The sequence below is a fragment of the Streptomyces sp. NPDC053426 genome (assembly GCF_055585405.1).
The window spans coordinates 102845-129694 of the sequence record NZ_JBVJKE010000006.1 but is presented as its reverse complement, the minus strand read 5'-3'; the positions used below and the strand labels follow the sequence as shown (position 1 = coordinate 129694).

The following is a 26850-nucleotide window of genomic DNA, read 5'->3' as shown; positions in this document are numbered from 1 at the left end:
CCACCTCTAATCGATCTTGAAGTGTTCCATCACGGCACCAGTGTAGGATCCCGTGTTCTCCTGCGCCTTCACCAGGACGTACTGCAGCTTTCTTTCTTCCAGAGCGTCATCAAGGGCGTTGGCGATCTTGGCGTCCTCCCCGCCTCGTGCCCACATCTTCTCTAGAATTGTGTAAAAGTATTCTTTGGTTCCCTGCTTGACCATCATGCCCTCATAGGGGCCTGCCCCTCTGCGCCAACCGAGTTCCGCCGCAGGTGCCTTGGCCTCGACGATCACGTAGCTTCCGTCATCGCCGATTTTATACACCTGGTCGAACATGTCGGCACCGTTGGGTGTTTTCGGGAGTGGCACCCACTCGGCGCCTGAGAACTGATGTGGAATCACATGAAGTTCGGCGGCCTTCTCACCCAGCTTTTCGGATATCTTGCTGTTGTTCGGTACGTCGCCGAGTTGCTTGGTGTATGCCTCTTGTGCTTTTTTGAGGGCATCGCGTGCATGGTCTGTGGGGGATTCATCGTAAGCTTTTTTCGCATCGGTGAGATCCCCGGCGACCTTACGGTCTCTCGCCAGCCTGTCGAGTTCAGGGCGATGTGCGGGGGTTGCCGAGTCCGGCCCCAGCGGCGTCCGACCGTACTTGATGTCCGACGGGCCGCTTGGCAGGTCGTGCTTGGCCACCAGGTTGCCGTTCGCATCTCTGGCCAAAATGGGAAGTTCGACACCGTCAACGATTCTCGAGGCGTCCTTGCGCCGGTCAAGAGCGTCATAGTGTTCATCGCGCCAAGCCGGGTCGTTGTTGGCCTTCCAGACGTGCTCGTCCTGGATACGCTTTCGTTCTGCTGCGGTGAGTTCTCGGTCCCCGGAAGAGTCCCTTCCTCCGGAAGAGTGCTCAGAACCACCTGCCCTTGCGGAAGATCTCGATGGCTCGTGGCCGGTACCGGACCTGCTGGCATCGCCTGTCACTCGGTCGTTTCCGCCACCTGAGTGCGTGGAGGTCTGCGGTGCCGGAGATCTTCCCTCACCGTCGCGTGCGGGCACCGTGTCCGTGCCGCGCGCCCCGGCGTGCTCGCCGGCGTGAGCGGTCGGTGCCGTGTTCCCGCCGGCCCGGCCCGTCGCGTCACCGCCGACGCGGGCCGCCGTCTCCCCGGCCGCGTGCACGCCTGCCCGCTCGCCCGCCCCGACGAGCACACCCTCCTCGTGCGGCAGGCTCCGCTCCAGCAACTCCCGGTCCGCCGCCGACAGTTCCACCTTCGCCGGCGCCGCCGTGCCGTCCGCGCGTACGACCGAGCCGTCGTCCAGGTTCAGCCGGGTTCCGTCCGGCCACTCCACGACGTTGTCGCGGATGACCGGCATGTCGTCGGCGACCCGGACCACGCTGCCGTCGGGCTGGACCCGTCCCGTTCCGGAGAGGATGTCGGTGTACGCGCCCGCGTGCACGCCCCGCAGGCCGGCGAACAGGTCGGCGACCTTGACCGTGCCGAACGTGGCGGCCTTGCCGAGGTACGTCATGGGGTCGACGAGCCGGGCCGTCTTGCCGAGCGCGCCGACCGTACGGGCCACCGCACCGCCCTTCGCCGCCGCTCCGGCGCCTCCGGTGAAGACCGTCGTCAGGACGTTGAAGGTGACCGCGCCGCCCGCCCGCGCGGGGTTCTCGTCCCACTGGTCCCAGGCGACCAGCGCCTTGCCCGTCTCCTTGACCGCGTTGCGGGAGTCACGCAGGTAGGAGGGCAGCTTGTCCTCGGGCATAGCCCAGTAGGCGACGCCGACGACGGGCACCGCGGTGATGAGCACGCCGGTCGCGAGCTTGCCGAGCCCCTTCCACGCCTCGCCCGCGGCGTCCCAGCCGTCGACGCCGACGAGGGTGCCGAGGCCCCGGATCGTGCCCCACACGCCGTCGACGACGAAGCCCTTGCCGAACTCCACCAGCTGGTGGCCCAGCCAGTCGAGCCCGTGCCGCTCCTTCTCCACGGTCTTGCCCCAGGGCAGTTCCTCGGACTGGTCCAGGAGGTCGGCGGTGAAGCCGTACGTGCTGTCGCCGAGCTTCACCAGCCGCTTCTCGGCGCCGTCCTCGAGTTTCAGCGTCGAACCGCCCACCAGCGCGGTGATCTTGTTGTGGCAGGTGATCTCCGCCTGCCAGAAGGCCGCCGTGGTGGTGTTGACGTCGTGCACCAGGTCGTTGTTGAGCTGGACGTTGTCGTCGTCCTCGCGCCAGTCGTCGTCCCCCGCGATCTGCTGACGGAAGGTTTCCGCACGCTGCTTGAGGCTCTTCAGCCTGGCCACGAGCGGCTGGATCTCCGTCTCGTACGAGCTGAGGGCCGCCGCCACCTTCTCCAGGTCGTCGGCGAACTCGTCGGCCTTGGCCGCCACCGGCGCCGTCGTGGCGAACAACTGCTCCGCCTCCGGCGCCGTGTAACACGCCGACAGCCCCTGGAAGCGGGTGTGCACGTCCGACCCCGACTGGCGGAAGGCGAGGGCCTCCGCCGTCAGCAGCATGTGGTCCGTGCCCAGTTGCTCCAGGTCTCCGGTGAACTGCGGGATGTTCTGCGGATCGATGAGGTCCGCGCTCACTGGCCCCCCTGCTGCCCACCCGCACCCGGCAGGTCGATCTTCGGTTCCTTCAGCGCGTTCGCCTGGGCCCGCGCGGCCATCTCCAGGTCACCCTTGACGTACGCGTTGGTCGCGCCGGCCGCCCCGTTGAGGGAGTTCGACGTGCGCACCGCGACGTACATCAGCTTCTCCTGGTAGGCGGTGAAGAACTCGCCCAGCGCCGCCGCGACCGGGCCCTGGACCCCGCTCTTCTCCACGCCGCCCTGCTGGATCGTGCCGGCGGACTTCGCCGCGCTCGGCATGGTCTCCTGCAGGGCCTTCCCGGTGTTCGAGAGGCCCTCGGCCGCCTTCGCCGTCTCCGTGAGGACGTGCTGCACGCCCGACGGCGATATGTCCCACCCCGTCATGTGGATTCCCCGTACTCCCGTGTGCCGTCGCCCCGCCGACGCGCCCGCGTCAGCCGATGTTGTCGACCGCCGCCCGCGCCTTCGCCATCGTCGACTGGGCCGTCCCGTCGTTCTCCTCGAGGGTCGTGCGCACCAGTCGGATGATGTTGCGCACCTCGTCGGCCGCGCGGTTCCAGCGCATTTCCTTGCCGTGGTACTCCTCGGAGACCCCGTCGGCCTGGAAGTCGGCCATGGCGGCCTTCACGGCCCTGTCGCGGTCGGCCAGCACGCGCTCCAACTGCCCGACGATCCCCTGCAGACCACCCTGCACCTCGCTCGACGCGCCGGTGTCGTAGGAGCGGCGGTCCAGATTCTGGCCCATCGTCAAAACCCCCTGTGGTTGTCGGCCTCTGCCCCGGCCGGCGGTCTAGCGCGCGCCGAAGCGGGCCGCGTCGAAGTTGGCCGCGCCCATGTTCTTCTGGGCATTGTCGTGCTGTTCGGTCTCACCGGTGGTGAACGCGGTGTCCATACCGCCCTGGCCTTCGAGGATCGCGCCGAGCGACTCGTTCAGCGCGGCGGTGATCTCGTCCGCGCGCGTCTTGAACGAGTCGAAGGCGACCTTTCCGGAACCGTTGAACTTGCCCTCCAGCGGCTCGGCCGCCTGGATGAGCATGCGGATCAGCGTGCCCAGGTCGGTGCTCGAACCGAACGTGTTCTTGCCCAGTTCGGACAGGGTCGTCGACCCCATGTCGAACTTCACGTGTGTCACCCCCGTGCGTCACGTACGCGTCACAAAGCTGTTCGAACATGTTGTCGCACAACCCGTTGCGGACGCAACGCCGTTGATCGCGGTGTGACGCGGTCCGGACATGCTGGGGACAATTGCCGATGCCCGCGCGCGTCGGCGCGAGGTGCTCGCCGGGGCGGCGGCACGGTTCGTGGAGCACACGGGCCGGAGCCGGGACCGGGCTCGTGCGAGGGAGCGGTTCCTGCCGGCTCGCGCGGAGCGCAAGCCGTGCGGTGCCGGATCGGACGCCGACGTTCGCCGGCACCGCACGTTGCTTCCCCCCTGCTCCCCGCTGGTGCACAGCCCCCACTGTGCACGGGCACCAGCATGCGCCCGCCGGACGCTTGAATCCTTGACCGTCCGTGCAGGGATCTTGTCGATTCCGGCAGGACACGCCGGGCCGCCCCTACCGGTCGCGGCCCGCGTGGTGATGGCGGTGGTCCGTCGGCGTCATGCCGTACGCGCGGCGGAAGACGCGGCTGAAGGTGGCCGCGTCGGTGAAGCCCCACCGCGCGGCGATCGCGTGGACGGAACGGCCCCGCAGCCGGGGGTCGGCCAGGTCACGGCGGCACCGCTCCAGCCGGCGGTGGCGGATCCAGGACGCCGGGGCCTCGCCCTCCGCCGCGAACAACTGGTGCAGATGCCGTACCGAGATGCCGTGGGCCGCCGCCACGGTCGCCGGGGACAGCGACGGATCGCCCAGGTTCTGGTCGATGAAGTCCCGGATCCGGGTGTGCAGGGCACGCCGGCGGGACTCCGGCGGCAGCGCGTCCTCGGAGTCCGCGCAGCGGCCGAGCAGGGAGGCGAGCAGATCCGTGGTCACCGAGGCCAGCGCGGGCGCGTCGGCCTCGGTGAACTCGTCGGCCCGCCGGGCGACGTCGGCCAGCCAGCGGTGCAGCGCGCCGCCCATGCCCCGGTCCACCGGGACCGGAACCGCCAGCAGGCGGCGCACCGCGCGTGGCGGCAGCGGGAGCCGGGCCCGGGGCAGGCTGACGACCACCGTCGTGGACCGCTGCGACGTCCTGTTGATGCGGACGTCGTACGGGAGGCTGGTGTCGGCCATGATGAGCTGCCCCGTCCCGAACACCGCCTCGGTGCCGTCCTGCGCCATCCCGCCGTCACCGGCGAGCTGACAGTTGATCTGGAGGGCCTCGGGGTCGAAACGCCGGATGGTGCGCGGTGTGCGCACGGTGTCCAGGTGCGGCAGGTCCAGCTCGGCGATCTGCAGGTCCCCCAGCGGCAGGACCCGCATCGTGGCCTCGAAGTCGTCGCTGCGCTCACTGCGCAGCAGGTTGGGCACGTGCGTCCGCGTGGCGACGTCCTGCCACAGATCCCACCGCTCGGCGGGCGGCACCACTCCGGTCCGGAACTCCTGCACCAGCATCGCCACACGCCCCCAACGCGTACCGGACGTCCGCATCCTGCCCAGGGGGACATCCTAAGGAACCGGGGCCGGGGCCGGGGCCGGAAAAATTCCGGAGGGACCGTGCAACCCTCCCCGCACCTCGCGGGTCGTACTCGGTGTCAGGACTCCTGGGAGGGGACCCGGGGGGGGACTTGAGGGGTTCTGACGGGGGAGGGACCGAGGGGGCCAGGTCGACGGACCGGCCCCCTCGAAGCGCGTACGCCTCGAGCGCGTACGGCCTGGCTCAGAAGAACACCCCGCAGCGCAGCAGCACGTTCGCGTACGGCCGTGCCTCGCCGGTGCGCACGACGAGCCGCGCGCCGGCGCTCAGCTCCTTGAGCCGCTCGTGCGGGACCAGGCCGAGGCCGGGGAAGCGGCCCGCCAGCAGTTCGGCCGCCGCCGGATTGGCGTCCCGTACCTCGGACGCGGCCGTGGCGCCCTCGACGACCAGCTCGTCGAGGAGCCCCTCCAGCACCTCCGCGAACGAGGGCACCCCCGCGCGGAAGGCGAGGTCCACCACGCGCGGCCCGCCGGGTATCGGCATCCCCGCGTCGCACACCAGCACCCCGTCGCCGTGCCCGAGCTCGGCCAGGGCGCCGGCGAGGTGCCGGTTCAGGATCCCGTGCCTCTTCACCGGGCGCCGCCTTCCGGCCCTCGGCCGGGGGTTCGGGGGGTGTCCCCCGGACCGGCACCGCACAGCCCGTCGACCTCCGCCGCCGTCGGGAAGGACACCTGCGCGCCCTCCTTGGTGACCGTCGCCGCGCCCACCCGGGCCGCGTACGCCGCCGCCTCGGCGAGCGGCTCGCCCGCGCCGAGACGCCAGGCCAGCGCGGCGGTGAACGCGTCACCCGCACCGGTGGTGTCCACGGCGCGCACCTCGACGGACGGGACGCGGGCGACACCGTCGGCGGAGGCCACCAGCGCGCCCTCGCCGCCCAGCGTCACCACCACCGAACGCGGGCCCTTCGCCAGCAGCAGCCGCGCCCACTCCTCGGGCTCGTCACCCGTCACGGCGTCGTCGCCCAGGATCACCTTCGCCTCGTGCTCGTTGACGATCAGCGGGTCGCAGGCCGCCAGCACGTCCGCCGGGAGCGGGCGCGGCGGGGACGGGTTCAGCACGAACCGGCTGCCCGGCACCAGGTTCCGCACCACCTCCACCACCGTCTCCAGCGGGATCTCCAGCTGCGCGGAGACCACCCGGGAGGCGTGGAACAGGCTCCCGGCCGCCCGCACGTCCGCCGGCGTCAGCCGGCCGTTGGCGCCCGGCGAGACGACGATGCTGTTGTCCCCCGACGGGTCCACCGTGATCAGCGCGACCCCGGTGGGCGCCCCGCCGACCAGCACGCCCACCGTGTCCACCCCGGCCGCCCGCTGCGAGTCCAGCAGCAGCCGCCCGTGCCCGTCGTCGCCGACCCGCGCCAGCAGGGCCGTACGGGCGCCGAGCCGGGCGGCCGCGACCGCCTGGTTCGCGCCCTTGCCGCCCGGGTGGACGGCCAGGTCGGAACCGAGCACCGTCTCCCCGGCGCCGGGCCGGCGCTCGACCCCGATCACCAGGTCGGCGTTGGCCGATCCCACGACCAGGAGGTCGTAGTCGTACATGAATCGCTCCCCGATCTCGGTGTCGGCCGGTCAGCCCTCGAAGCCGGCCACGTTCTCCTGGGTGACCACCTTCACCGGCACCTTCACCATGTTCTCCACCTTCTCGTCCTCGGCGGCCCGCAGCGCGTTCCGTACCGCGATCCTGCCCAGTTCCGACGGCTGCTGCGCGACGGACGCGTACAACGTGCCGGCCTCGACCGCCTTCAGCCCGTCCGGCGTACCGTCGAACCCGACGACCTGGACCGACTTGCCGGCCTTCGAGCCGAGCGCCTTGATCGCGCCGAGCGCCATCTCGTCGTTCTCGGCGAAGACGCCGTCGATGTCGGGGTGCGCCTGGAGCAGGTTCGTCATCACGTCCAGGCCCTTGGTGCGGTCGAAGTCCGCGGGCTGCTCGGCGACGACCTCGATGCCCGGGTACTCCTTCAGCCCGGCCGCGAAGCCCGCCCCGCGCTCCCGGCTGGCGGAGGTGCCGGCCTGCCCCTGGAGGATGACGATGGTGCCCTTGCCGCCGAGCTTCTCGGCGAGCGCCTCGGCGCCCAGCGCGCCGCCCTCGACGTTGTCGGAGGCGACCAGCGCGGCCGTGTCCGCCTCGTTGACCCCGCGGTCCACGGCGACGACCGGGATGCCGGCCTTGTTGGCGCCGCGCACGGCGGGACCGGCCGCGTCGGAGTCCACCGGGTTGACGACGACCGCGGAGAGCGAGCCGCTGGTGAAGTTCTGCAGCTGGTTGGCCTGCTGGGAGGCGTCGTTCTGCGCGTCCGTGACCGTCAGGTCCACGCCCAGCTTCTTCGCCTCCTCCTCGGCGCCGTTGCGGATCTGCACGAAGAACGGGTTGTTGAGCGTCGACAGCGACAGGCCGATCTTCTGCGTCTTCGCCGCGGAGGAACCGTTGTGCAGCAGCGAGGTCGCGCCGACGACGGCCACCGCGACGACCGCCGCGACGACGTACGTCAGTGCCTGCTTGCCCCTGTTCCCGTTCCCGGACGCCCCGGCGGCCGGGGTGGTCGCGCCCGCCTTGCGGCGCAGCGTGTCGAAGAGGACGGCCAGCGCGATGACGACACCGATGACGACCTGCTGCCAGAACGCGGAGACGGACAGCAGGTTGAGCCCGTTGCGCAGCACCGCGAGGATCAGCGCGCCGATCAGCGTGCCCGACGCCTTGCCGGTGCCGCCCGCGAGGGAGGCGCCGCCGATGACGACGGCGGCGATCGCGTCCAGCTCGTAGCCCTGCGCGGCCTGCGGCTGCGCGGAGGACAGCCGGGAGGCGAGCACGATGCCCGCGGCGGCGGCGAACAGACCCGAGAAGGCGTAGATGGCGAGCTTCTGCCGCTTCACCCGCAGGCCGGAAAGGCGCGCGGCCTCCTCGTTGCCGCCGATGGCGTACATGGAACGGCCGATGTACGTCCGTCCGAGCACGAAGGCGGTGAGCAGCCCCATGACGACCATCACGAGCACCGGCACGGGCAGCCAGCCGCCCAGCGTGTCGCCCAGGTGGGAGACGGAGTCCGGGAAGGCGATGGGCGAGCCCTGCGAGATGACGAGCGACAGACCGCGCGCCACCGACAGCATGGCGAGCGTCGCGATGAACGGCGGCAGTTTCCCGTACGAGATGAGGAAACCGTTCACCAGACCGCAGACGACGCCCGTCGCGACGGAGAGCAGCACCGCCAGGGCGACCGGGATCCCGGCCTCGGTCGCGCTCCACGCCAGCACGGTCGCGGACAGCGCGGCGACCGAACCGACCGACAGGTCGATGCCCGCCGAGACGATCACGAAGGTGACGCCGAACGCGAGGATCGCGGTCACGGCGGCCTGGACGCCGACGTTGAGCAGGTTGTCGGCGGTCAGGAAGTCCCCGGACAGCGCCGACATGGCGATGACGAGGACGATCAGCGCGGTCAGCGCGCCGTTGTCGAGGAGCAGGCGGCGCAGGCCGGCCGTGGCGCCGCCCTGCGCGCCCGGCTTGCCCTTGAGCGTGTCAGTGGCCACGGGAGGCCTCCGTTCCCTTGGTGTGAGTGCTGACGGCGAGGGCCATCACGGCGTCCTGGGTGGCCTGTTCGGCGGTGAGTTCGCCCGCGACGCGCCCCTGCGCCATGACGACCACCCGGTCGCTCATGCCGAGGACCTCCGGCAGATCGCTGGAGATCATGAGCACGGCGGCACCGGCGGCCGTCAGTTCGTTGATGAGCTGGTAGATCTCGACCTTCGCGCCGACGTCGATGCCGCGCGTCGGCTCGTCGAGGATGAGCACCTTGGTGTTCGCCAGCAGCCACTTGCCGATGACGACCTTCTGCTGGTTGCCGCCGGACAGCGTGCGCACGTGCTGCCCGAGCCCGGCCATCCGCACGCCGAGCTGCCCGGCGATCCGCTCGGCGGCCTCGTGCTGCCCCTTGAGGTCGACGAGTCCCGCGCGGGAGGCGGACCGGAGCGTGACCAGGCCGAGGTTCTCCTCGACGGAGGCGTCGAGGACGAGCCCCTGCCCCTTGCGGTCCTCGGGCACGAGCCCGACACCGGCCGCCATGGCGGCGTTCACGTCGTGGCGGCGCAGCGGGGCCCCCGCGACGTGCACGGTCCCGGCGTCGTACGGGTCGGCCCCGAACACCGCCCGGACCACCTCCGTCCGCCCGGCGCCGACGAGCCCCGCGATACCGACGACCTCACCGGCCCGCACCTCGAAACCCACGTCGTGGAAGACACCGTCCCGCGTCAGCCCCTCCACCTTGAGCAGCGCGTCACCGGCCTCGGCACGCTCACGCGGGTACTGCTGCTCGATCGACCGCCCGACCATGAGCCGTACGAGCTCGTCCTCGGGCGTGGAGGCGGGCACCTGCCCGACGCTGCGCCCGTCCCGGATCACGGTGACCCGGTCGCCGAGCGCGGCGATCTCCTCCAGGTGGTGGGTGATGAACACGATCCCGACGCCGTCCTCGCGCAGCCGCCGCACGATGGCGAACAGCTTCTCGACCTCCTCGGAGGTCAGCACGGCAGTCGGCTCGTCCATGACGAGCACGCGCGCGTCCAGGCTGAGCGCCTTGGCGATCTCGACCATCTGGAGCCGGGCGATGCCGAGTTCGCGCACGCGCGCCCGGGGGGAGACGTCGACCCCGACGCGCTTCAGCAGCACCTCGGCGTCGGCGTCCATCGTCTTCCGGTCGATCATCCCGAACCGGCGCGGCTGCCGCCCCAGGAAGATGTTCTCGGCGACCGTCAGATCGGGGACGAGGTTGAACTCCTGGTAGATGGTGGCGATCCCGAGCCGCTCGGAGTCCTGCGCACCGTGGATGCGCACCTCCTCGCCGCCGACCGTGATCCGGCCGGTGTCGGGCGTGTAGGCGCCGGAGAGCATCTTGATCAGCGTGCTCTTGCCGGCGCCGTTCTCACCGAGGAGCACGTGCACCTCGCCCCGGCGCAGGTCGAAGTCGACGCTGTCCAGGGCGACCACGCCCGGGAAGGTCTTGCGGATGCCCTCGATGCGCAGCAACTCGTCCGGGTTGCTCACGACGTACTCCTTCGTACGGGGGACGGGGACTGTGGGGGTGCCGGCTCACCGCACGAGCGGCGTACGACGAGCCGGGCGGGGAGGGTGACGGACTCGCCGGGTCTGCCCTCGATCCGGTCGACGAGCGCGCGTACGGCGGCCCGGCCCAGCGCGCCGGTCGGCTGGGCGATGGCGGTGACCGGCGGATCGGTGTGCACGAACCAGCGGATGTCGTCGAACGCGGCCAGCGCGATGTCGTCGGGCACCCGCAGCCCGCGCGCGCGTACGGCGTCCAGCGCGCCGAGCGCCATCAGGTTGTCGGCGGCGAACACGACCTCGGGCGGCTCGGCCAGATCGAGGAAGCCCTCGGTGACCCGGCGCCCGCTGTCGGCCTGGAAGTCGCCCTGGCCGATGTAGGCGTCGGGGAGGGGGAGCCCGTACGCGCCGAGCGCCTCCCGGAAGGCGTCCACGCGCTCGCGGCCGGTGGTGGTGGCGGCGGGCCCGGCGATGATCGCGAGCCGCCGGTGCCCGAGCCCGTACAGGTGCGCGACCAGGTCCCGTACGGCGTCGCGCCCGTCCGACCTGACCACGGGCACGTCCACGCCGGGGATCCACCGGTCGACGAACACCATGGGCGTGCCCGCGCGGGCGGCGTCCAGCATGCCCGGCGACCCGCCGTCGGTGGGGGAGACGAGCAGCCCGTCGATGCGCCGGTCCAGCAGGGTGGTGACGTGGTGGTCCTGGAGATCGGGCCGCTCGTCGGCGTTGCCGATGATCACGCTGTACCCGAGCGCGCGGGCCTCCTCCTCGACGGAGCGGGCCAGCTCGGTGAAGTACGGGTTCATCACGTCGCTGATGACCAGCCCGAGGGTGCGGGTCTGATCGGTGCGCAGCGACCGGGCGACGGCGTTCGGCCGGTACCCCAGCGCCTCGACGGCGGCCGTCACACGCCGGCGCGCGTCCTCGCTGACGGACGGGTGCTGGTTCAGCACCCGCGACACCGTGGCGACGGACAGCCCCGCCTCGGCAGCGACGTCCTTGATGCTCGCCATCGCCGTTCCACCTCCTCGTGGAATCGATTACACGGGGGATTGGAATCGATTACACGGGAGGGACGCAAGGGGGGTGGGGGTGGCCGAAACCGAATCGTGACCGGGACGGGGGAGTGCGGCGGGGGGCGCCTGCCGACGAGGTGACCCTCGGGCCGCCCCGCTCCCCGCCGCGGAGCCGCGCGTCCGGCCGAACCGGCCGGTGACGGCCACGCCGCCCGCGCACGGGTGACGCCTGTTCACGCCGGGCCGGGCGGTGGACGTTCCCGTACGGCTCGTGGACGGCTTCGTCGGCGGCCGTGTCATCGCCCCGGTGGAGCGCCCTGAACGGGTCGGGCGCGTCCACCGGCGGCGCCGGTCCTCACGCGGCGGGCGAAGGCGCGACGACGGGCGGGTTGAGGCGGGCGAAGCCTTCCTGGCGCTGGTAGGGGAAGTACGGGTAGGGCGCCGTCCTGCCGCTCGCCGCGTCGAGTTTCGCCGTCTGGTCGGGCGTGAGCGTCCAGCCGACGGCGCCGAGGTTCTGGCGGAGCTGCTCCTCGTTGCGGGCGCCGATGATGACGGAGGAGACGGTCGGCCGCTGCAGCAGCCAGTTGATGGCGATCTGCGGAATGCTCCTGCCGGTCTCCTGCGCGACCTCGTCGAGGGCGTCGACCACGCGGTGGAGGTGTTCGTCCTCGACCGGCGGGCCGTAGTCCGCGGTCCGGTGCAGCCGGCTGCCGGCCGGGAGCGGCCGGCCGCGGCGGATCTTGCCGGTGAGCCGTCCCCAGCCGAGCGGGCTCCAGACGAGGGCTCCGAGGCCCTGGTCGAGCCCGAGGGGCATCAGCTCCCATTCGTAGTCGCGGCCGATCAGCGAGTAGTAGACCTGATGGGCGACATGGCGCGGCCGGCCGTACTTCTCCGCGCTCGCGAGGGACTTCATCGCCTGCCAGCCGGAGAAGTTGGAGATGCCGGTGTAGCGGACCTTCCCCGCCCGTACGAGATCGTCGAGCGCGGACAGGACTTCCTCGATCGGCGCGCCGGCGTCGTAGGCGTGCAGTTGGAACAGGTCGATGTGGTCGGTGCCGAGCCGGCGCAGGGCGTCCTCGCACGCGGTGATCAGGCGTGAGCGGGAGGTGCCCGCGTCGCCGGGGCCGTCGCCCATCGGCAGGCCGGTCTTGGTGGACACGATCACCTGGTCCCTGCGGCCCTTGATCGCCTCGCCGAGCACCTCCTCGGAGGCCCCGCCGGAATAGACGTCGGCGGTGTCGAACATCGTGATCCCGGCGTCGAGGCAGATGTCCACGAGACGTCGCGCTTCCCGCGCGTCCGTGTCGCCCCAGGCGCCGAACAGCGGTCCCTGGCCGCCGAAGGTGCCGGCGCCGAAGCTCAGTGCGGGGACCTTGAGGCCGGATGTGCCCAGCCGCCTGTACTCCATGGCTGTTCCTCTCTCGTCACACGATCTGGCTAATGGGTCTGGAGTTCCGTTAACCTGGACCACAACGTAGCAGGTGTGAGCGATTAATGGAACTGGAGTCCCGTTATGGGGTTTGAGGGTACGGATCCGGGGACCGTCCGCCCTGGTGGGCGCACGGCGCGGGTGCGGGCGTCGGTGCTGCGGGCGGCCGGGGACGCCCTGGCGGAGCACGGCTTCGCCCACCTGGACCTCGCCGACGTCGCGCGCCGCGCCGAGGTGGGCAAGACCACCGTCTACCGCCGCTGGGGAACGGTGACCGGCCTGGTGGCCGATCTGCTGCTGGACATGGCCGAGCAGTCGCTGCCGCGCACCGAGACCGGCTCGCTGCTCGGCGACCTCAAGGCCAACGCCCGGCTCGTGCGGCGCACCCTGGCCGACCCGCGGCAAGGAGCGCTGTTCAAGGCGGTGATCGCCGCCGCCACCTGCGAGACGAAGACGGCCGAGGCCCTGCACCGCTTCTACGACATCCGCGTCAGGGAGTGGGCGCCCTGCGTCCAACAGGCCGTCGACCGGGGCGAGATCCCCGAGGGCACCGACGCCCACGAGGTGATCCGCGCCGTCTCCGCTCCTCTCTACTACCGCCTGCTGACCACCGGCGCCCCCCTCGACGAGGCAGCCGCGGACCAGGCCGCCGAGGCCGCGGCGGCCGCAGCACGCGCGGGGGCGTATGTACGGGGCGACGACGGCCGTACGTGACGGGCTTCCCGCTTCATGTCCGCTCACGGGGGCCGAGCACGCGCGGGAAGCCCCGCGCGGACAAGCCGTGTGCCCCGGCCGCGCGTCAGGCCGCCGGCAAGCCGAAGCCTTCGCCCCCTTCCTCGAAGACCTCGAGTCACAGCCGCGCCGTTGACGACCTGGTCCGCGATCGAGGTCTGGGCGTGCCGGCCCGGCGGGTCGGCTGATGGTTGATCAGCAGGCGGCCTGCCGGGCGAGCACGAACTCGGTGCCCGGCTTGCGGCAGGCCGGTCGGCGAGCCGAACGGTCCGAAACCGATGAAGCGATCGCCTGGTGGGTCGCGGCGCAGTCCTCCATCAGGGCCTCAGCAGTCCGCCCACCCACCAGTCGTGCGGCTCGCCATCGTTGGCGATGCTCCGATTGCGCAGTGTCCCTTCGACCGTGAAGCCGAGTTGCTCGGCGACGGCACGCGAGCCGGTGTTCCCGACCATGGCCCACCACTCGATGCGGTGCACGTCGAGCGTGGCCCAGCCCCAGTCGCACAGGGCCCGAGCGGCCTCCACCGAGTACCCGCGTCCGCGCTGCTCCTTGACCGCCCAGTAACCGAGCTCCCAGACGCCGCGGCTGATGAGGGTCAGGCAGTACGAGCCGACCAGGGCGCCGGTGTCCTTACGGAACGCGCCGAGGGTGTAGTCCCTGTCCTCGGCCCACTGAGCGGGCAGCTCGTCACCGACGAGCTTCTCGGCGTCCGCACGCCGGTACGGCACCGGCACCGGGGTGTAGAACTGGATGTCCTCGTCCTGGCAAGCCTCGTACACCGCGTCCACGTCGGCGGGCGTGAAGGCCCGCAGCACCAGACGGTCGGTCTCAAGAGTCACTGGATCCATCGCGGCAGTATGACCACCGTCGACAAGCGACGACCAGCCAATATCCCGACCGAGCACCGCACTTCACACCACCCCGGGCTGGTCGTCGCCACACTCCGGATCAGCTCCCCGCCCGGACGGAGCCACCCCCACCGTCAATCGCGGACCGAGCCGTGACCGTCCCTGCCGTACCTGCGGAACTCCGATGTCTCCACCGTCCACGGCCCGAACGGCACCGAGTCGCCGAAGATGTACGGCTCCTTGCTGCTGTAGCGGCCCTTGCACGGCTCGGAGTGCACCTCGATCGTGCCGGTGCGCGGGTCGACGATCATGTAGTGCGGGATGCCCATGGCCGGGTATTCGGCCAACTTCTCGTCGTAGTCGTTGCTCGGGCTGGACGGCGAGACGATCTCGACAGCGGCCAGCACCTGCGTCGCGTCGACGGCCAGGCCCTCTTCGTCGAGGACGGCCTCGGGGATGACGACAGCATCAGGGCGGCGCATGCGGCCGATCGCCGGATGCTCGATTTCAGGGCCGTTCTCGCAGACGTAGCCCGGGTGGGTGGCGGGGAGCTGCGCATTGAGTTGATTACGGATGCGGCGGATTGTTCCCTCGTGACGTTTCGAGGGGCACGTCATCGCCAGTATCGGACCGGACGGCCCGATCTCGACGCTCCACGACCCCTCGAGCTGCTCCGAGTAGGTCCCGAGCTCTTCGGCGATGGCGCGCATCTTGGCGTAGTCCATGAGCCCAGAGTACGGAGGGGGCGACTCTCCGGCCGCCCTGTCAGTCCCCACCGGTACCGTCGGACCATGCCCAACCAGTCCGCCGCCCCCGGTGAACGCCGGCTCGCCACGCTCGAAGGCGTGCTGGAGCGGGTCACGTACGCCAACGAGGAGAACGGCTACACGGTCGCCCGGGTCGACACCGGCCGAGGCGCCGGTGATCTGCTCACCGTCGTCGGCGCGCTGCTCGGCGCCCAGGTCGGGGAGTCGCTGCGGATGGAGGGGCGCTGGGGGTCGCACCCCCAGTACGGCAAGCAGTTCCACGTCGAGAACTACACGACCGTCCTCCCCGCCACCGTCCAGGGCATCCGGCGTTATCTCGGCTCCGGCCTCGTCAAGGGCATCGGCCCCGTCTTCGCCGACCGCATCACGCAGCACTTCGGCATCGACACCCTCACGATCATCGAGGAGGAGCCCGAACGCCTCATCGAGGTCCCCGGGCTCGGGCCCAAGCGGACCAAGAAGATCGCCGACGCCTGGGAGGAGCAGAAGGCGATCAAGGAGGTCATGCTCTTCCTCCAGACCGTCGAGGTGTCCACCTCCATCGCCGTACGGATCTACAAGAAGTACGGCGACGCCTCGATCTCCGTCGTGAAGAACCAGCCGTACCGGCTCGCCGCCGACGTCTGGGGCATCGGATTCCTCACCGCCGACAAGATCGCCCAGTCCGTCGGCATCCCGCACGACAGCCCCGACCGGGTGAAGGCCGGCCTGCAGTACGCCCTCTCGCAGGCCACCGACCAGGGGCACTGCTATCTCCCCGAGGAGAAGCTGATCGCCGACGCCGTCAAACTCCTCCAGGTGGACACCGGCCTCGTCATCGAGTGCCTCGCCGAGCTCGCCGCCGAGCCGGAGGAGGACGGCGAGGACCCCGGTGTCGTACGGGAGAAGGTGCCCGCCCCCGACGGGGGCGACCCCGTCACCGCCGTCTACCTCGTCCCCTTCCACCGCGCCGAACTGGCCCTCTCCGCCCAGCTCCAGCGCCTGCTCCGCACCGACGAGGACCGGATGCCGGCCTTCCGGGACGTGGTCTGGGAGAAGGCGCTCGGCTGGCTGAAGGGCCGTACGGGCACGGACCTCGCCCCCGAGCAGGAGTCCGCCGTCAAGCTGGCGCTGAGCGAGAAGGTCGCCGTCCTCACCGGCGGTCCCGGCTGCGGCAAGTCCTTCACCGTCCGCTCGATCGTGGAGCTGGCCCGCGCCAAGAAGGCCAAGGTCGTCCTCGCCGCCCCGACCGGCCGCGCCGCCAAGCGCCTCGCCGAGCTGACCGGAGCCGAGGCCTCCACCGTCCACCGCCTCCTTGAGCTCAAGCCCGGCGGCGACGCGGCCTACGACCGGGACCGCCCGCTCGACGCCGACCTGGTGGTGGTCGACGAGGCGTCCATGCTGGACCTCCTCCTCGCGAACAAGCTGGTCAAGGCCGTACCGCCGGGCGCCCACCTGCTCTTCGTCGGCGACGTGGACCAGCTCCCCAGCGTCGGCGCGGGGGAGGTCCTGCGCGACCTCCTCGCCGACGACAGCCCCGTCCCCGCCGTCCGGCTCACCCGCGTCTTCCGCCAGGCCCAGCAGTCCGGCGTGGTGACCAACGCCCACCGGATCAACGCGGGGCAGCACCCCGTCACCGACGGCATGAAGGACTTCTTCCTCTTCGTCGAGGACGACACCGAGGAGGCCGGCCGGCTCACCGTGGACGTCGCGGCCCGCCGCATCCCGGCGAAGTTCGGCCTCGACCCCCGTCGTGACGTGCAGGTCCTCGCCCCCATGCACCGGGGCCCGGCCGGCGCGGGCACGCTCAACGGGCTGCTCCAGCAGGCCATCACCCCCGGCCGCCCCGACCTCGCCGAGAAGCGGTTCGGCGGCCGGGTCTTCCGCGTCGGCGACAAGGTCACCCAGATCCGCAACAATTACGAGAAGGGGGAGAACGGTGTCTTCAACGGCACCGTGGGCGTGGTCACCGCCCTCGACCCGGTCGACCAGCGCCTGACGGTGCTGACCGACGAGGACGAGGAGGTGCCGTACGAGTTCGACGAGCTGGACGAGCTGGCGCACGCCTACGCCGTGACCATCCACCGTTCCCAGGGCAGCGAGTACCCGGCGGTCGTCATCCCGGTGACCACGGGCGCCTGGATGATGCTCCAGCGCAACCTGCTCTACACGGCGGTCACCCGGGCCAAGCGGCTGGTCGTCCTCGTCGGCTCCCGCAAGGCGATCGGACAGGCGGTGCGCACGGTCTCGGCGGGCCGCCGGTGCACGGCGCTGGACTTCCGCCTCGCCGGCTCCCGCCTCTCGGCCCCCGCGTCATCCCTGTGAGCGGTCCGTCATCAAAAAATGATCGATCAAATGAGTCACGAAGGTCACAGAGCCCTTCCGGACAGGGGACAGAGGGGGCAGGATGGGCAAGTTGGCGGCACTCAGTGCCGCCGATAGGCCCGATGGTCGACCCCGAGTGCACTCTCCTGCGCCGAGTGGGGGATGGTGGAGACAGTCAGGGCACCTCGAAGATGAGGCACTAGGTCGGTGAGGGAAGACGTGAGCGACAACTCTGTAGTACTGCGGTACGACGGCAGCGAGTACACCTACCCGGTGATCGACAGCACCGTCGGCGACAAGGGCTTCGACATCGGGAAGCTCCGCGCCCAGACCGGTCTGGTGACACTGGACAGCGGCTACGGCAACACCGCCGCCTATAAATCCGGGGTCACCTACCTGGACGGCGAGGCCGGCATCCTCCGGTACCGCGGCTACCCGATCGAGCAGCTGGCCGAGCGATCCACCTTCCTGGAGGTCGCCTACCTGCTGATCAACGGCGAGCTGCCGACCGTCGACGAGCTGTCCGCGTTCAAGGGCGAGATCACGCAGCACACCCTGCTGCACGAGGACGTCAAGAACTTCTACAAGGGCTTCCCGCGCGACGCCCACCCGATGGCCATGCTGTCGTCGGTCGTCTCCGCGCTGTCGACGTTCTACCAGGACAGCCACAACCCGTTCGACGAGCAGCAGCGCAACCTCTCCACCATCCGGCTGCTCGCCAAGCTTCCGACGATCGCGGCCTACGCGTACAAGAAGTCGGTCGGCCACCCGTTCGTCTACCCGCGCAACGACCTCGGCTACGTCGAGAACTTCCTGCGCATGACGTTCTCGGTCCCGGCGCAGGACTACGAGCTCGACCCGGTCGTCGTGGCCGCTCTGGACAAGCTGCTCATCCTGCACGCGGACCACGAGCAGAACTGTTCGACCTCCACCGTGCGCCTGGTCGGCTCCTCGCAGGCGAACATGTTCGCCTCGATCTCCGCCGGCATCTCCGCCCTGTGGGGCCCGCTGCACGGCGGCGCCAACCAGTCGGTGCTGGAGATGCTGGAGGGCATCCAGGCCAACGGCGGCGACGTGGACTCCTTCATCCGCAAGGTGAAGAACAAGGAGGACGGCGTCCGCCTGATGGGCTTCGGCCACCGGGTCTACAAGAGCTTCGACCCGCGCGCGAAGATCATCAAGGCGGCGGCGCACGACGTCCTGTCGGCCCTCGGCAAGTCCGACGAGCTGCTCGACATCGCGCTGAAGCTGGAGGAGCACGCGCTCTCCGACGACTACTTCGTCTCGCGCAACCTCTACCCGAACGTGGACTTCTACACCGGTCTGATCTACCGGGCCATGGGCTTCCCGACCGAGATGTTCACCGTGCTCTTCGCGCTCGGCCGTCTCCCCGGCTGGATCGCCCAGTGGCACGAGATGATCAAGGAGCCGGGTTCCCGCATCGGCCGCCCGCGCCAGATCTACACGGGCGTCGTCGAGCGCGACTTCGTCCCGGTCGAGGAGCGCTGACACCTGCCGGTGGGGTGCGCGGTGCGCCTAGTAGCTCGTCGCTGAAGGGGTGTGGGCGGCTGTCGGCCGGTCTGTGGCTGGTCGCGCCCACGCGGCGGAGCCGCATATCGATACGGCCCCGCGCCCCTTCAGGCATGCGGCCCAGCCGCAAGCCGCAAGCCGCACGGAAGACCGCGCCCATCGGCGTGACGTACGGCAGCAAGGAAGAAGGCGCCCTGGCCGACGGTCCCCCCACGGGCCGACGAGCCAGGGCGCCTTCCCATGTCCCGGTGCGGATTCCCCCCACGGGATCCGGCCGGGCGTCTGTGAGGACAGCGCCTGAATCGCTGTATGAGTACGGACGGACCTGAACCCGTCGCACTCGTCGGTGTGTGCGGTCTGCCGGGACAGCGCACGTTCGGGAGGGCCGCTCAAAGCTCCCCGCTGGGTACGTGCCCCGGCAACGCAATCTCCGGAGAAAGTCCCCCAAGACATTCCCCAGATGTCAGGAAGCGCCCCCCAAGACGCTGCCCGACATCGCCAACTTAGACCTTCGAACCCCTTCGATGGTTACGTTCAGATCACTGTGATCTGCGTCTCTTGCATACGTCCCCCAAAGGCGCAAGAGTCCGCAAACCGCTCACGGGACCCAAGCGTAAGGAAGATGCGCGAGCCGTGTGAAGAGCTTATGTGAGGGGCGTACCGGACGACAGGGGTACACCCCAACTCGAGACCTCAATGAAACGCCCGCAGGCGCAGGCTGTTCGTCACCACGAAGACCGAGGAGAACGCCATCGCCGCCCCGGCGATCATCGGGTTCAGCAGCCCGGCCGCGGCCAGCGGCAGCGCGGCCACGTTGTAGCCGAAGGCCCACACCAGATTGCCCTTGATCGTGCCGAGCGTCCTGCGGGACAGCCGTATCGCGTCCGCGGCCACCCGCAGGTCACCGCGGACCAGGGTCAGATCGCCCGCCTCGATCGCCGCGTCCGTGCCGGTGCCCATGGCGAGACCCAGATCGGCGACGGCCAGCGCGGCCGCGTCGTTGACGCCGTCGCCGACCATGGCGACGCTGCGCCCCTCGTCCTGCAGCCGTCGTACGACGTCGGCCTTGTCCTCGGGCAGCACCTCGGCGATCACCCGGTCGATGCCCACGGCCCGCGCCACCGCCTCGGCGACGGCCTTGTTGTCACCGGTCAGCAGCACCGGCGTGAGCCCCAGCGCGCGCAGCTCGCGCACCGCCTCGGCGCTGGTCTCCTTCACGGCGTCGGCGACCGCGAGGACACCGCGTGCCACCCCGTCCCAGCCGGCCACGACGGCCGTACGCCCGTCCCGCTCGGCCTCCTCCTTCGCCCGCGCCAGCTCCGGCGGCACCTCGTCGAAGAGGCGGCCCACGGCCACCTCGTGGCCCTCCACGCGCCCGCGTACGCCCCTGCCGGGGACGTTCTCGAAGTGTTCGACGCGAGGCAGCGCCCCAGTGTGCTCCTCGGCGCCCGCGGCGATCGCCCGCGCGACGGGGTGCTCGGAGGCGTGTTCCAGGGCGCCCGCGAGGCGCAGCACCTCGGCCTCGTCGGTGCCGTCGGCGGTGTGGACGGCGAGCAGGGTCATCCGGCCGGTGGTGACGGTGCCGGTCTTGTCGAGGACGATGGTGTCGACCTTGCGGGTGGACTCCAGGACCTCGGGGCCCTTGATGAGGATGCCGAGCTGGGCGCCGCGCCCGGTGCCGACCATCAGCGCGGTCGGCGTGGCGAGCCCCAGGGCGCAGGGACAGGCGATGATCAGTACGGCGACGGCGGCGGTGAACGCGGCGACGGTGTCGCCCGTGGCGCCGAGCCACGTCCCGAAGGTGCCGGCCGCGATCAGCAGCACCACGGGGACGAAGACCCCGGCGATCCGGTCGGCGAGGCGTTGCACTTGCGCCTTGCCGTTCTGCGCCTCCTCGACCAGCTTCGCCATCCGCGCGAGCCGCGTGTCGGCGCCGATCCGGGTCGCCTCGACGACGAGCCGTCCGCCCGCGTTGACCGTGGCGCCGGTGACGGCGTCGCCGACGGTGACGTCCACCGGGACGGACTCGCCGGTCAGCATGGACGCGTCCACGGCGGAGACGCCCTCCAGGACCGTGCCGTCGGTGGCGATCTTCTCCCCGGGCCGTACGACGAACCGGTCGCCCACGGCCAGCCGCTCCGCCGGGATCCGCACCTCCCGTCCCTCGCGCAGTACGGCCACGTCCTTGGCGCCCAGCTCCATCAGCGCCCGCAGGGCCGCTCCCGCGCGGCGCTTGGAGCGGGCCTCCAGATAGCGGCCGAGCAGGATGAACGCGGTGACGCCCGCGGCGACCTCCAGGTAGATCGTGGAGGCGCCGTCACCGCGGGCGACGGTGAGTTCGAAGGGGTGACGCATGCCGGGCATGCCCGCGTCGCCGAGGAACAGCGCCCACAGGGACCAGCCGAACGCGGCGAGTGTGCCGACGGAGACCAGCGTGTCCATGGTGGCCGCGCCGTGCCGGAGGTTGGTCCAGGCGGCCCGGTGGAAGGGGGCGGCGCCCCAGACCACGACGGGCGCGGCGAGGGTGAGCGAGAGCCACTGCCAGTTGTCGAACTGCAGCGGCGGGATCATCGCCAGCAGTACGACGGGGAGGGCGAGGAGCGCGGAGACGGCGAGGCGCCGGCGCAGGGCGGCCGGCTCGGGGTCGGCTTCCCCCGCGACGGGCGTCTCGTCCCGCGGAGGCGCGGGCTCCTCGGCGGTGTAGCCGGTCCGCACCACCGTGCCGATCAGGTCGGCGACCTCGGTGCCCGGCGGGTAGGTGATCCGGGCCTTCTCCGTCGCGTAGTTCACCGTGGCGGTGACGCCGTCCATGCGGTTGAGCTTCTTCTCGACGCGGGCCGCGCAGGAGGCGCAGGTCATTCCGCCGATGAGCAGCTCGACCTCCGAGAGGGCCGGCTGTCCGGCGGCCGGTGCCTCGGGGGCGGTGGTGCTGGTCATGTCCGTATCTCCAGGGACTCCGGGATCCGAGTGCGGGCGGCGCGCCGGGCCGAAGGGAACGGGTGGCCGGTGTACGGCCCGGTTCACGCCGCGCAGGGCTCAGGACCGGCTCAGGCGGTGCCCGCCAGCTCGAAGCCGGCCTCGTCGACGGCGGCGCGGACGGCCTCCTCGTCGAGCGGGGCCGCGGAGACGACGGTCACCTCGCCGGAGGAGGCGACCGCCTGCACCGAGCTGACGCCGGGGATCTGGGAGATCTCGCCGGAGACGGCGCCCTCGCAGTGCCCGCAGCTCATCCCGCTCACCTTGTAGACGGTGGTGACGGAGCCCTGGGTGTCGGTCTGGGAGGTCATGTCGTTGCTCCTCGTCGAGGTGTGGATGATGGGTGGGGGTGGTGCGTGCGGGCCCATGCGGGTCACGGGGGACCTCGAGACCCTCCCGTCACCCAGCTTATACCCCCTAGGGGTATAAATCCACGACGGTCGGGCCGAGCGGAAGGCGGGGCGGGTCATGCGGGCGGTGGTGTTCGAGCGGTACGGGGAACCGGCCGAGGTGCGGGAGGTCGCGGACCCGGAGCCCGCGGAGCACGGGGTCGTGGTCCGCGTCGAGGCCACCGGCCTGTGCCGCAGCGACTGGCACGGCTGGCAGGGCCACGACCCGGACATCACCCTCCCGCACGTCCCCGGCCACGAACTCGCCGGGACCGTCGAGGCGGTCGGCGCGCGGGTCACCGGCTGGCGCGCCGGGGACCGGGTCACCGTCCCCTTCGTCTGCGCCTGCGGTTCCTGCCCCGCCTGCGCGGCCGGCGACCAGCAGGTGTGCGAGCGCCAGACCCAGCCCGGCTTCACCCACTGGGGCTCCTTCGCCCAGTACGTGGCGCTGGACCACGCGGACGTGAACCTCGTCGCGGTCCCCGACGGGATGTCCTCCGCGACGGCCGCCTCGCTCGGCTGCCGCTTCGCCACGGCCTACCGCGCGGTGGTGCAGCGGGGCCGGGTGGCGGCGGGGGAGTGGGTGGCCGTGCACGGCTGCGGCGGGGTGGGCCTGTCGGCGGTGATGATCGCCGCGGCGGCCGGCGCGCGCGTCGTCGCCGTCGACGTGTCACCGGGCGCCCTCGACCTGGCGCGGAGGTTCGGCGCCGCGCAGTGCGTGGACGCGGCGGCCGTGCGGGACCCCGCCGAGGCGGTCCGCGACCTCACCGGCGGCGGCGCCCACCTCTCCCTGGACGCCCTCGGCGCACCCGCCACCTGCGCCGCCTCGGTCGACGGCCTGCGCCGCCGGGGCCGCCACGTCCAGGTCGGCCTGCTGCCCTCACCGACGGGCACCACACCCGTCCCCATGGCCCGCGCCATCGCCCTCGAACTCGAACTCCTCGGCAGCCACGGCATGGCCGCGCACACCTACCCGCCGATGCTGGAACTGGTCCGCGCCGGAGTGCTCCGCCCCGATCTGCTGGTGACCTCCACCATCACCCTGGACGCCGCCCCGCCCGCCCTCGCGGCGATGGGCGGGGCGGGGGCGGGGGCGGGCGTGACCGTCATCGAGCCCTGGGGCTGATCGGGGTCCTGCCCGAAGGGACGACGGGAGGTCAGCCGCCCCCGCGCCCCCGGTTGCCCGGCCGGGAGGCGACCCACGCCCGGACGGTGTCGGCGTACCAGTAGGGCTTGCCCGCCTCCACGTGGTCGGGCGGGGGCAGCAGCCCGTGCTTGCGGTACGAGCGGACGGTGTCCGGCTGCACCTTGATGTGGGCCGCGATGTCCTTGTAGGACCACAGCGATCGGTCGGTCATGGTGGCACCTCCCCGCGCGCACCACGGCGACGGCCGGGGGCGGCCGTCAGGGGGAGCCGGGCGTGCGCTGGTGATCAGACATGCGTTGTGCCCGGTGAACGAGGCCCGTCGGCGGCGGGGCAGGGGTTGTGCGCCGGGTGTGACGGAAGGCCCGCGCACGTGTGACGCCCGTGACAGCACGGGAGTGTTTGTGACAGGGATGCCACACAGGCGCACGCCGGTCCGTCGGCGGGGCGCGTTGACTTCCCTCGCGGCGGCCTGCCCGGACCCCGCGGCGGCGGATCCGGGCAGGACTCGACAAAGTCTCGTCCGAATGTCCGGACAAAACATTGACAGGGCTTCGTACCCGGGGCTAGAAACCGGGGAGGACCACACAGACGTGGAGCCGTACGAAGGGGACGCGATGCCGTACGACGTGATCACCATGGGGCGGATCGGGGTGGACCTCTATCCGCTCCAGACGGGCGTACCACTGCCGCAGGTCACGTCCTTCGGCAAGTTCCTCGGCGGCTCGGCGACCAATGTCGCGGTCGCCGCCGCCCGCCTCGGCCGCCGTACCGCCGTGATCACCCGCACCGGCGACGACCCCTTCGGCACCTACCTCCACGAGGCGCTGCGCGACTTCGGCGTCGACGACCGCTGGGTCACCCCCGTCCCCGGCCTGCCCACCCCGGTCACCTTCTGCGAGGTCTTCCCGCCGGACGACTTCCCGCTCTACTTCTACCGCCGGCCCAAGGCCCCCGACCTGGAGATCGACGCCCACGAACTCGACCTGGACGCCATCCGCGACGCGCGCGTCTTCTGGGTCACCGGCACCGGCCTGAGCGAGGAACCCAGCCGCACCGCCACCCTCGCCGCCCTCGCCCACCGCGCCAGGTCCCACACCACGGTCTTCGACCTCGACTGGCGCCCCATGTTCTGGACCGACCCCGACGCCGCCCGCCCCTTCTACCGCGAGGCCCTGCGCCACACCACGGTCGCCGTCGGCAACCTGGACGAGGTGGAGGTCGCCACCGGGGAACGCGAACCGCACGCCGCCGCCCGCGCCCTGCTCGCCGCCGGGGTCGAGATCGCGGTGGTCAAGCAGGGCCCGAAGGGCGTCCTGGCCGTGGACCGCGACGGCCGGTCGGCCGAGGTCCCGCCGCTGCCGGTGACCGTCCTCAACGGCCTGGGCGCCGGCGACGCCTTCGGCGGCTCGCTCTGCCACGGCCTGCTGGCCGGCTGGGACCTGGAGAGGACCATGCGGCACGCCAACGCCGCCGGGGCCATCGTCGCCTCCCGCCTGGAGTGCTCCTCCGCGATGCCCACCCCCGACGAGATCGACGCGGCGCTCGCCGCCGGGGCCGTCACATGACCGGCCCGTACGTCCCCCGGGACGCCACGCCCGACACCACCGGCACCACGGGCATCACCGGGGCCAATGGCACCACCGGCACCACCGGCACCACCGGCACCACCCCACCGATCGCCTCCGGCGCGGGAGGCCGCTTCGCTTTGGCAGGAGCGAAGAGCGAGCGACGACTCCCCGCCCGCCGCGGCCCCGCGCCGGAGGTCCCGCCGAACTCCCACATGTCTATGCGGGCCCCGAAACGGCCGACACTGTGTCGGGCCCGTCCGGCGGTCCGGACCTGGTGGTATGGATCCGTGGCCGAGGCCGCGGCGCGTCCGCCCGCAGCCGAGGCGCACGAGCTGTACGAACGGCACGTCTCCACCCGTCGCCGCCATCTGCGAAGGAGTTCTCGGTCATGACGAAGATCGTCAACCACTGGATCGGCGGCAAGACCGCCGAAGGCGCCTCGGGTACGTACGGCCCGGTGACGGACCCGGCGACCGGCGAGGTCACCACGAAGGTCGCGTTCGCCTCCGTCGAGGAGGTCGACGCCGCGGTCGCCGCCGCCAAGGAGGCGTACCTGAGCTGGGGCCAGACCTCCCTGGCCGCCCGCACCACCATCCTCTTCAAGTTCCGCGCGCTGCTCGACGCCCACCGCGACGAGATCGCCGAGCTGATCACCGCCGAGCACGGCAAGGTGCACTCCGACGCGCTCGGCGAGGTGGCGCGCGGTCTGGAGATCGTCGAGCTGGCCTGCGGCATCAGCGTGCAGCTCAAGGGCGAGCTGTCCACGCAGGTCGCCACCCGCGTCGACGTGTCGTCCATCCGCCAGCCGCTGGGCGTCGTCGCCGGCATCACGCCGTTCAACTTCCCGGCGATGGTGCCGATGTGGATGTTCCCCCTCGCCATCGCCTGCGGCAACACGTTCGTGCTGAAGCCGAGCGAGAAGGACCCGTCCGCCTCGGTCCGCCTCGCCGAACTCCTCTCCGAAGCCGGCCTGCCCGACGGCGTGTTCAACGTCGTCCACGGCGACAAGGTGGCCGTCGACCGCCTCCTGGCCCACCCCGACGTCAAGGCGGTCTCCTTCGTCGGCTCCACCCCGATCGCCCGCTACATCCACACCACCGCCTCCGCGAACGGCAAGCGCGTCCAGGCCCTCGGCGGCGCCAAGAACCACATGCTGGTCCTCCCCGACGCCGACCTCGACGCGGCGGCCGACGCGGCCGTCTCCGCGGCCTACGGCTCGGCGGGCGAGCGCTGCATGGCGATCTCCGCGGTCGTCGCCGTCGGCGCGATCGGCGACGAGCTGGTGCAGAAGATCCGCGAGCGCGCCGAGAAGATCAAGATCGGCCCCGGCAACGACCCCACCTCCGAGATGGGCCCGCTGATCACCAAGGCCCACCGCGACAAGGTCGCCTCCTACGTCGCCGGCGCGGCGGACGAGGGCGCCGAGGTCGTCCTGGACGGCACCGGCCACACGGTGGACGGCCACGAGAACGGCCACTGGATCGGCATCTCCCTCCTCGACAAGGTGCCGACGTCCGCCTCGGCCTACCAGGACGAGATCTTCGGCCCGGTCCTGTGCGTCCTGCGCACGGACACCTACGAGGAGGCCCTGGACCTCATCAACGGCTCCCCCTACGGCAACGGCACCGCGATCTTCACCCGCGACGGCGGCGCCGCCCGCCGCTTCCAGCTCGAGGTCGAGGCCGGCATGGTCGGCGTGAACGTCCCGATCCCGGTCCCCGTCGGCTACCACTCCTTCGGCGGCTGGAAGGACTCCCTCTTCGGCGACCACCACATCTACGGCAACGACGGCACGCACTTCTACACCCGGGGCAAGGTCGTCACCACCCGCTGGCCCGACCCGGCGGACGCCCCCACCGGCGTCGACCTGGGCTTCCCGCGCAACCACTGAGCGTCACCGAACACC

The 26850-nt window shown here is 71.4% G+C and carries 22 protein-coding genes; 6 read left to right on the top strand and 16 right to left on the bottom strand.

The window, feature by feature from the left end; genetic code table 11:
* Window positions 1-6: 6 nt before the first annotated feature.
* From ACZ62B_RS14365 to ACZ62B_RS14315, 11 genes are all read right to left on the bottom strand, one after another.
* Window positions 7-2565: a hypothetical protein gene (locus ACZ62B_RS14365; protein ID WP_469690482.1), complete on the bottom strand. Its 2559-nt coding sequence runs from the start codon at window positions 2563-2565 to the stop codon at window positions 7-9.
* Window positions 2562-2951: a DUF6507 family protein gene (locus ACZ62B_RS14360; protein ID WP_344563437.1), complete on the bottom strand. Its 390-nt coding sequence runs from the start codon at window positions 2949-2951 to the stop codon at window positions 2562-2564. Before ACZ62B_RS14360 ends, ACZ62B_RS14365 begins: the two co-directional genes overlap by 4 nt.
* Before the next feature lie 49 nt (window positions 2952-3000).
* Entirely contained in the window at window positions 3001-3312 is a 312-nt protein-coding gene (locus ACZ62B_RS14355; protein WP_030857922.1) for a pore-forming ESAT-6 family protein, read from the bottom strand.
* A 45-nt stretch (window positions 3313-3357) separates the two neighbouring features.
* Entirely contained in the window at window positions 3358-3690 is a 333-nt protein-coding gene (locus ACZ62B_RS14350) for a hypothetical protein (RefSeq protein WP_344563433.1), read from the bottom strand.
* A gap of 433 nt (window positions 3691-4123) precedes the next feature.
* Window positions 4124-5101, bottom strand: a complete 978-nt coding sequence (locus ACZ62B_RS14345) for an AraC-like ligand-binding domain-containing protein (RefSeq protein ID WP_344563432.1) — start codon at window positions 5099-5101, stop codon at window positions 4124-4126.
* Window positions 5102-5366: 265 nt separating this feature from the next.
* Window positions 5367-5756, bottom strand: coding sequence for a D-ribose pyranase (gene rbsD, locus ACZ62B_RS14340; RefSeq protein WP_085572935.1), 390 nt, complete (start codon window positions 5754-5756; stop codon window positions 5367-5369).
* Window positions 5753-6721: a ribokinase gene (locus ACZ62B_RS14335; protein ID WP_469690478.1), complete on the bottom strand. Its 969-nt coding sequence runs from the start codon at window positions 6719-6721 to the stop codon at window positions 5753-5755. The genes rbsD and ACZ62B_RS14335 overlap by 4 nt, the downstream gene beginning before the upstream one ends.
* 30 nt (window positions 6722-6751) lie before the next feature.
* Window positions 6752-8710, bottom strand: a complete 1959-nt coding sequence (locus ACZ62B_RS14330; protein WP_468719498.1) for an ABC transporter permease/substrate-binding protein — start codon at window positions 8708-8710, stop codon at window positions 6752-6754.
* The gene (locus ACZ62B_RS14325) at window positions 8700-10220 is read right to left on the bottom strand and encodes a sugar ABC transporter ATP-binding protein (protein WP_344563427.1); all 1521 of its coding nucleotides are present in this window, start codon (window positions 10218-10220) and stop codon (window positions 8700-8702) included. The genes ACZ62B_RS14330 and ACZ62B_RS14325 overlap by 11 nt, the downstream gene beginning before the upstream one ends.
* Entirely contained in the window at window positions 10217-11251 is a 1035-nt protein-coding gene (locus ACZ62B_RS14320) for a LacI family DNA-binding transcriptional regulator (protein WP_469690476.1), read from the bottom strand. Before ACZ62B_RS14320 ends, ACZ62B_RS14325 begins: the two co-directional genes overlap by 4 nt.
* Window positions 11252-11609: 358 nt before the next feature.
* Window positions 11610-12662, bottom strand: a complete 1053-nt coding sequence (locus ACZ62B_RS14315; protein ID WP_469690474.1) for an aldo/keto reductase — start codon at window positions 12660-12662, stop codon at window positions 11610-11612.
* Between the two features lie 105 nt (window positions 12663-12767).
* Between ACZ62B_RS14315 and ACZ62B_RS14310 the strand changes: the two genes are divergently transcribed.
* Window positions 12768-13397, top strand: coding sequence for a TetR/AcrR family transcriptional regulator (locus ACZ62B_RS14310; RefSeq protein WP_344563423.1), 630 nt, complete (start codon window positions 12768-12770; stop codon window positions 13395-13397).
* Between the two features lie 335 nt (window positions 13398-13732).
* On the opposite strand, the gene ACZ62B_RS14305 is transcribed toward ACZ62B_RS14310, so the two are convergent.
* On the bottom strand, window positions 13733-14263 hold the full coding sequence (locus ACZ62B_RS14305; protein ID WP_344563421.1) for a GNAT family N-acetyltransferase: 531 nt from the start codon (window positions 14261-14263) through the stop codon (window positions 13733-13735).
* Window positions 14264-14397: 134 nt separating this feature from the next.
* A complete protein-coding gene (locus ACZ62B_RS14300) occupies window positions 14398-14988 on the bottom strand; it encodes a Uma2 family endonuclease (protein ID WP_344563419.1) in 591 nt (196 codons plus the stop codon).
* A gap of 66 nt (window positions 14989-15054) precedes the next feature.
* Here ACZ62B_RS14300 and recD2 point away from each other — a divergent pair, with 66 nt between their 5' ends.
* Complete coding sequence (recD2, locus tag ACZ62B_RS14295) at window positions 15055-17334, top strand: SF1B family DNA helicase RecD2 (RefSeq protein WP_469690470.1); 2280 nt, start codon at window positions 15055-15057, stop codon at window positions 17332-17334.
* A gap of 219 nt (window positions 17335-17553) precedes the next feature.
* Complete coding sequence (locus tag ACZ62B_RS14290) at window positions 17554-18843, top strand: citrate synthase (protein ID WP_344563415.1); 1290 nt, start codon at window positions 17554-17556, stop codon at window positions 18841-18843.
* A gap of 714 nt (window positions 18844-19557) precedes the next feature.
* Here the strand turns inward: ACZ62B_RS14290 and ACZ62B_RS14285 are convergent.
* Together ACZ62B_RS14285 and ACZ62B_RS14280 are read right to left on the bottom strand one after the other, a co-directional pair.
* The gene (locus ACZ62B_RS14285) at window positions 19558-21801 is read right to left on the bottom strand and encodes a heavy metal translocating P-type ATPase (protein ID WP_469690468.1); all 2244 of its coding nucleotides are present in this window, start codon (window positions 21799-21801) and stop codon (window positions 19558-19560) included.
* Window positions 21802-21911: 110 nt separating this feature from the next.
* Complete coding sequence (locus ACZ62B_RS14280; RefSeq protein WP_344563411.1) at window positions 21912-22151, bottom strand: heavy-metal-associated domain-containing protein; 240 nt, start codon at window positions 22149-22151, stop codon at window positions 21912-21914.
* Window positions 22152-22308: 157 nt separating this feature from the next.
* Between ACZ62B_RS14280 and ACZ62B_RS14275 the strand changes: the two genes are divergently transcribed.
* Window positions 22309-23355 carry a zinc-dependent alcohol dehydrogenase family protein gene (locus ACZ62B_RS14275; RefSeq protein ID WP_469690466.1) on the top strand — a complete coding sequence of 349 codons (1047 nt, stop codon included), beginning with the start codon at window positions 22309-22311 and terminating at the stop codon, window positions 23353-23355.
* Between the two features lie 31 nt (window positions 23356-23386).
* Here ACZ62B_RS14275 and ACZ62B_RS14270 read toward each other — a convergent pair whose 3' ends face one another.
* Window positions 23387-23587 (bottom strand): helix-turn-helix transcriptional regulator, encoded by a 201-nt coding sequence (locus tag ACZ62B_RS14270; RefSeq protein ID WP_344563407.1) that lies wholly within the window; start codon window positions 23585-23587, stop codon window positions 23387-23389.
* 403 nt (window positions 23588-23990) lie between these two features.
* Here ACZ62B_RS14270 and iolC point away from each other — a divergent pair, with 403 nt between their 5' ends.
* Together iolC and mmsA are read left to right on the top strand one after the other, a co-directional pair.
* Entirely contained in the window at window positions 23991-24941 is a 951-nt protein-coding gene (iolC, locus tag ACZ62B_RS14265) for a 5-dehydro-2-deoxygluconokinase (RefSeq protein ID WP_468723485.1), read from the top strand.
* Window positions 24942-25332: 391 nt separating this feature from the next.
* Complete coding sequence (gene mmsA, locus ACZ62B_RS14260) at window positions 25333-26835, top strand: CoA-acylating methylmalonate-semialdehyde dehydrogenase (protein WP_469690464.1); 1503 nt, start codon at window positions 25333-25335, stop codon at window positions 26833-26835.
* Window positions 26836-26850 lie beyond the last annotated feature (15 nt).

Bases quoted from the DNA above. Each gene is read 5' to 3' on its own strand.
- ACZ62B_RS14360 (WP_344563437.1), bottom strand. From the start codon at position 2,951: ATGACGGGGTGGGACATATCGCCGTCGGGCGTGCAGCACGTCCTCACG.
- ACZ62B_RS14355 (WP_030857922.1), bottom strand. From the start codon at position 3,312: ATGGGCCAGAATCTGGACCGCCGCTCCTACGACACCGGCGCGTCGAGC.
- ACZ62B_RS14345 (WP_344563432.1), bottom strand. From the start codon at position 5,101: ATGCTGGTGCAGGAGTTCCGGACCGGAGTGGTGCCGCCCGCCGAGCGG.
- ACZ62B_RS14335 (WP_469690478.1), bottom strand. From the start codon at position 6,721: ATGTACGACTACGACCTCCTGGTCGTGGGATCGGCCAACGCCGACCTG.
- ACZ62B_RS14320 (WP_469690476.1), bottom strand. From the start codon at position 11,251: ATGGCGAGCATCAAGGACGTCGCTGCCGAGGCGGGGCTGTCCGTCGCC.
- ACZ62B_RS14315 (WP_469690474.1), bottom strand. From the start codon at position 12,662: ATGGAGTACAGGCGGCTGGGCACATCCGGCCTCAAGGTCCCCGCACTG.
- ACZ62B_RS14310 (WP_344563423.1), top strand. From the start codon at position 12,768: ATGGGGTTTGAGGGTACGGATCCGGGGACCGTCCGCCCTGGTGGGCGC.
- ACZ62B_RS14305 (WP_344563421.1), bottom strand. From the start codon at position 14,263: ATGGATCCAGTGACTCTTGAGACCGACCGTCTGGTGCTGCGGGCCTTC.
- ACZ62B_RS14300 (WP_344563419.1), bottom strand. From the start codon at position 14,988: ATGGACTACGCCAAGATGCGCGCCATCGCCGAAGAGCTCGGGACCTAC.
- recD2 (WP_469690470.1), top strand. From the start codon at position 15,055: ATGCCCAACCAGTCCGCCGCCCCCGGTGAACGCCGGCTCGCCACGCTC.
- ACZ62B_RS14285 (WP_469690468.1), bottom strand. From the start codon at position 21,801: ATGACCAGCACCACCGCCCCCGAGGCACCGGCCGCCGGACAGCCGGCC.
- ACZ62B_RS14280 (WP_344563411.1), bottom strand. From the start codon at position 22,151: ATGACCTCCCAGACCGACACCCAGGGCTCCGTCACCACCGTCTACAAG.
- ACZ62B_RS14275 (WP_469690466.1), top strand. From the start codon at position 22,309: ATGCGGGCGGTGGTGTTCGAGCGGTACGGGGAACCGGCCGAGGTGCGG.
- ACZ62B_RS14270 (WP_344563407.1), bottom strand. From the start codon at position 23,587: ATGACCGACCGATCGCTGTGGTCCTACAAGGACATCGCGGCCCACATC.
- iolC (WP_468723485.1), top strand. From the start codon at position 23,991: ATGCCGTACGACGTGATCACCATGGGGCGGATCGGGGTGGACCTCTAT.
- mmsA (WP_469690464.1), top strand. From the start codon at position 25,333: ATGACGAAGATCGTCAACCACTGGATCGGCGGCAAGACCGCCGAAGGC.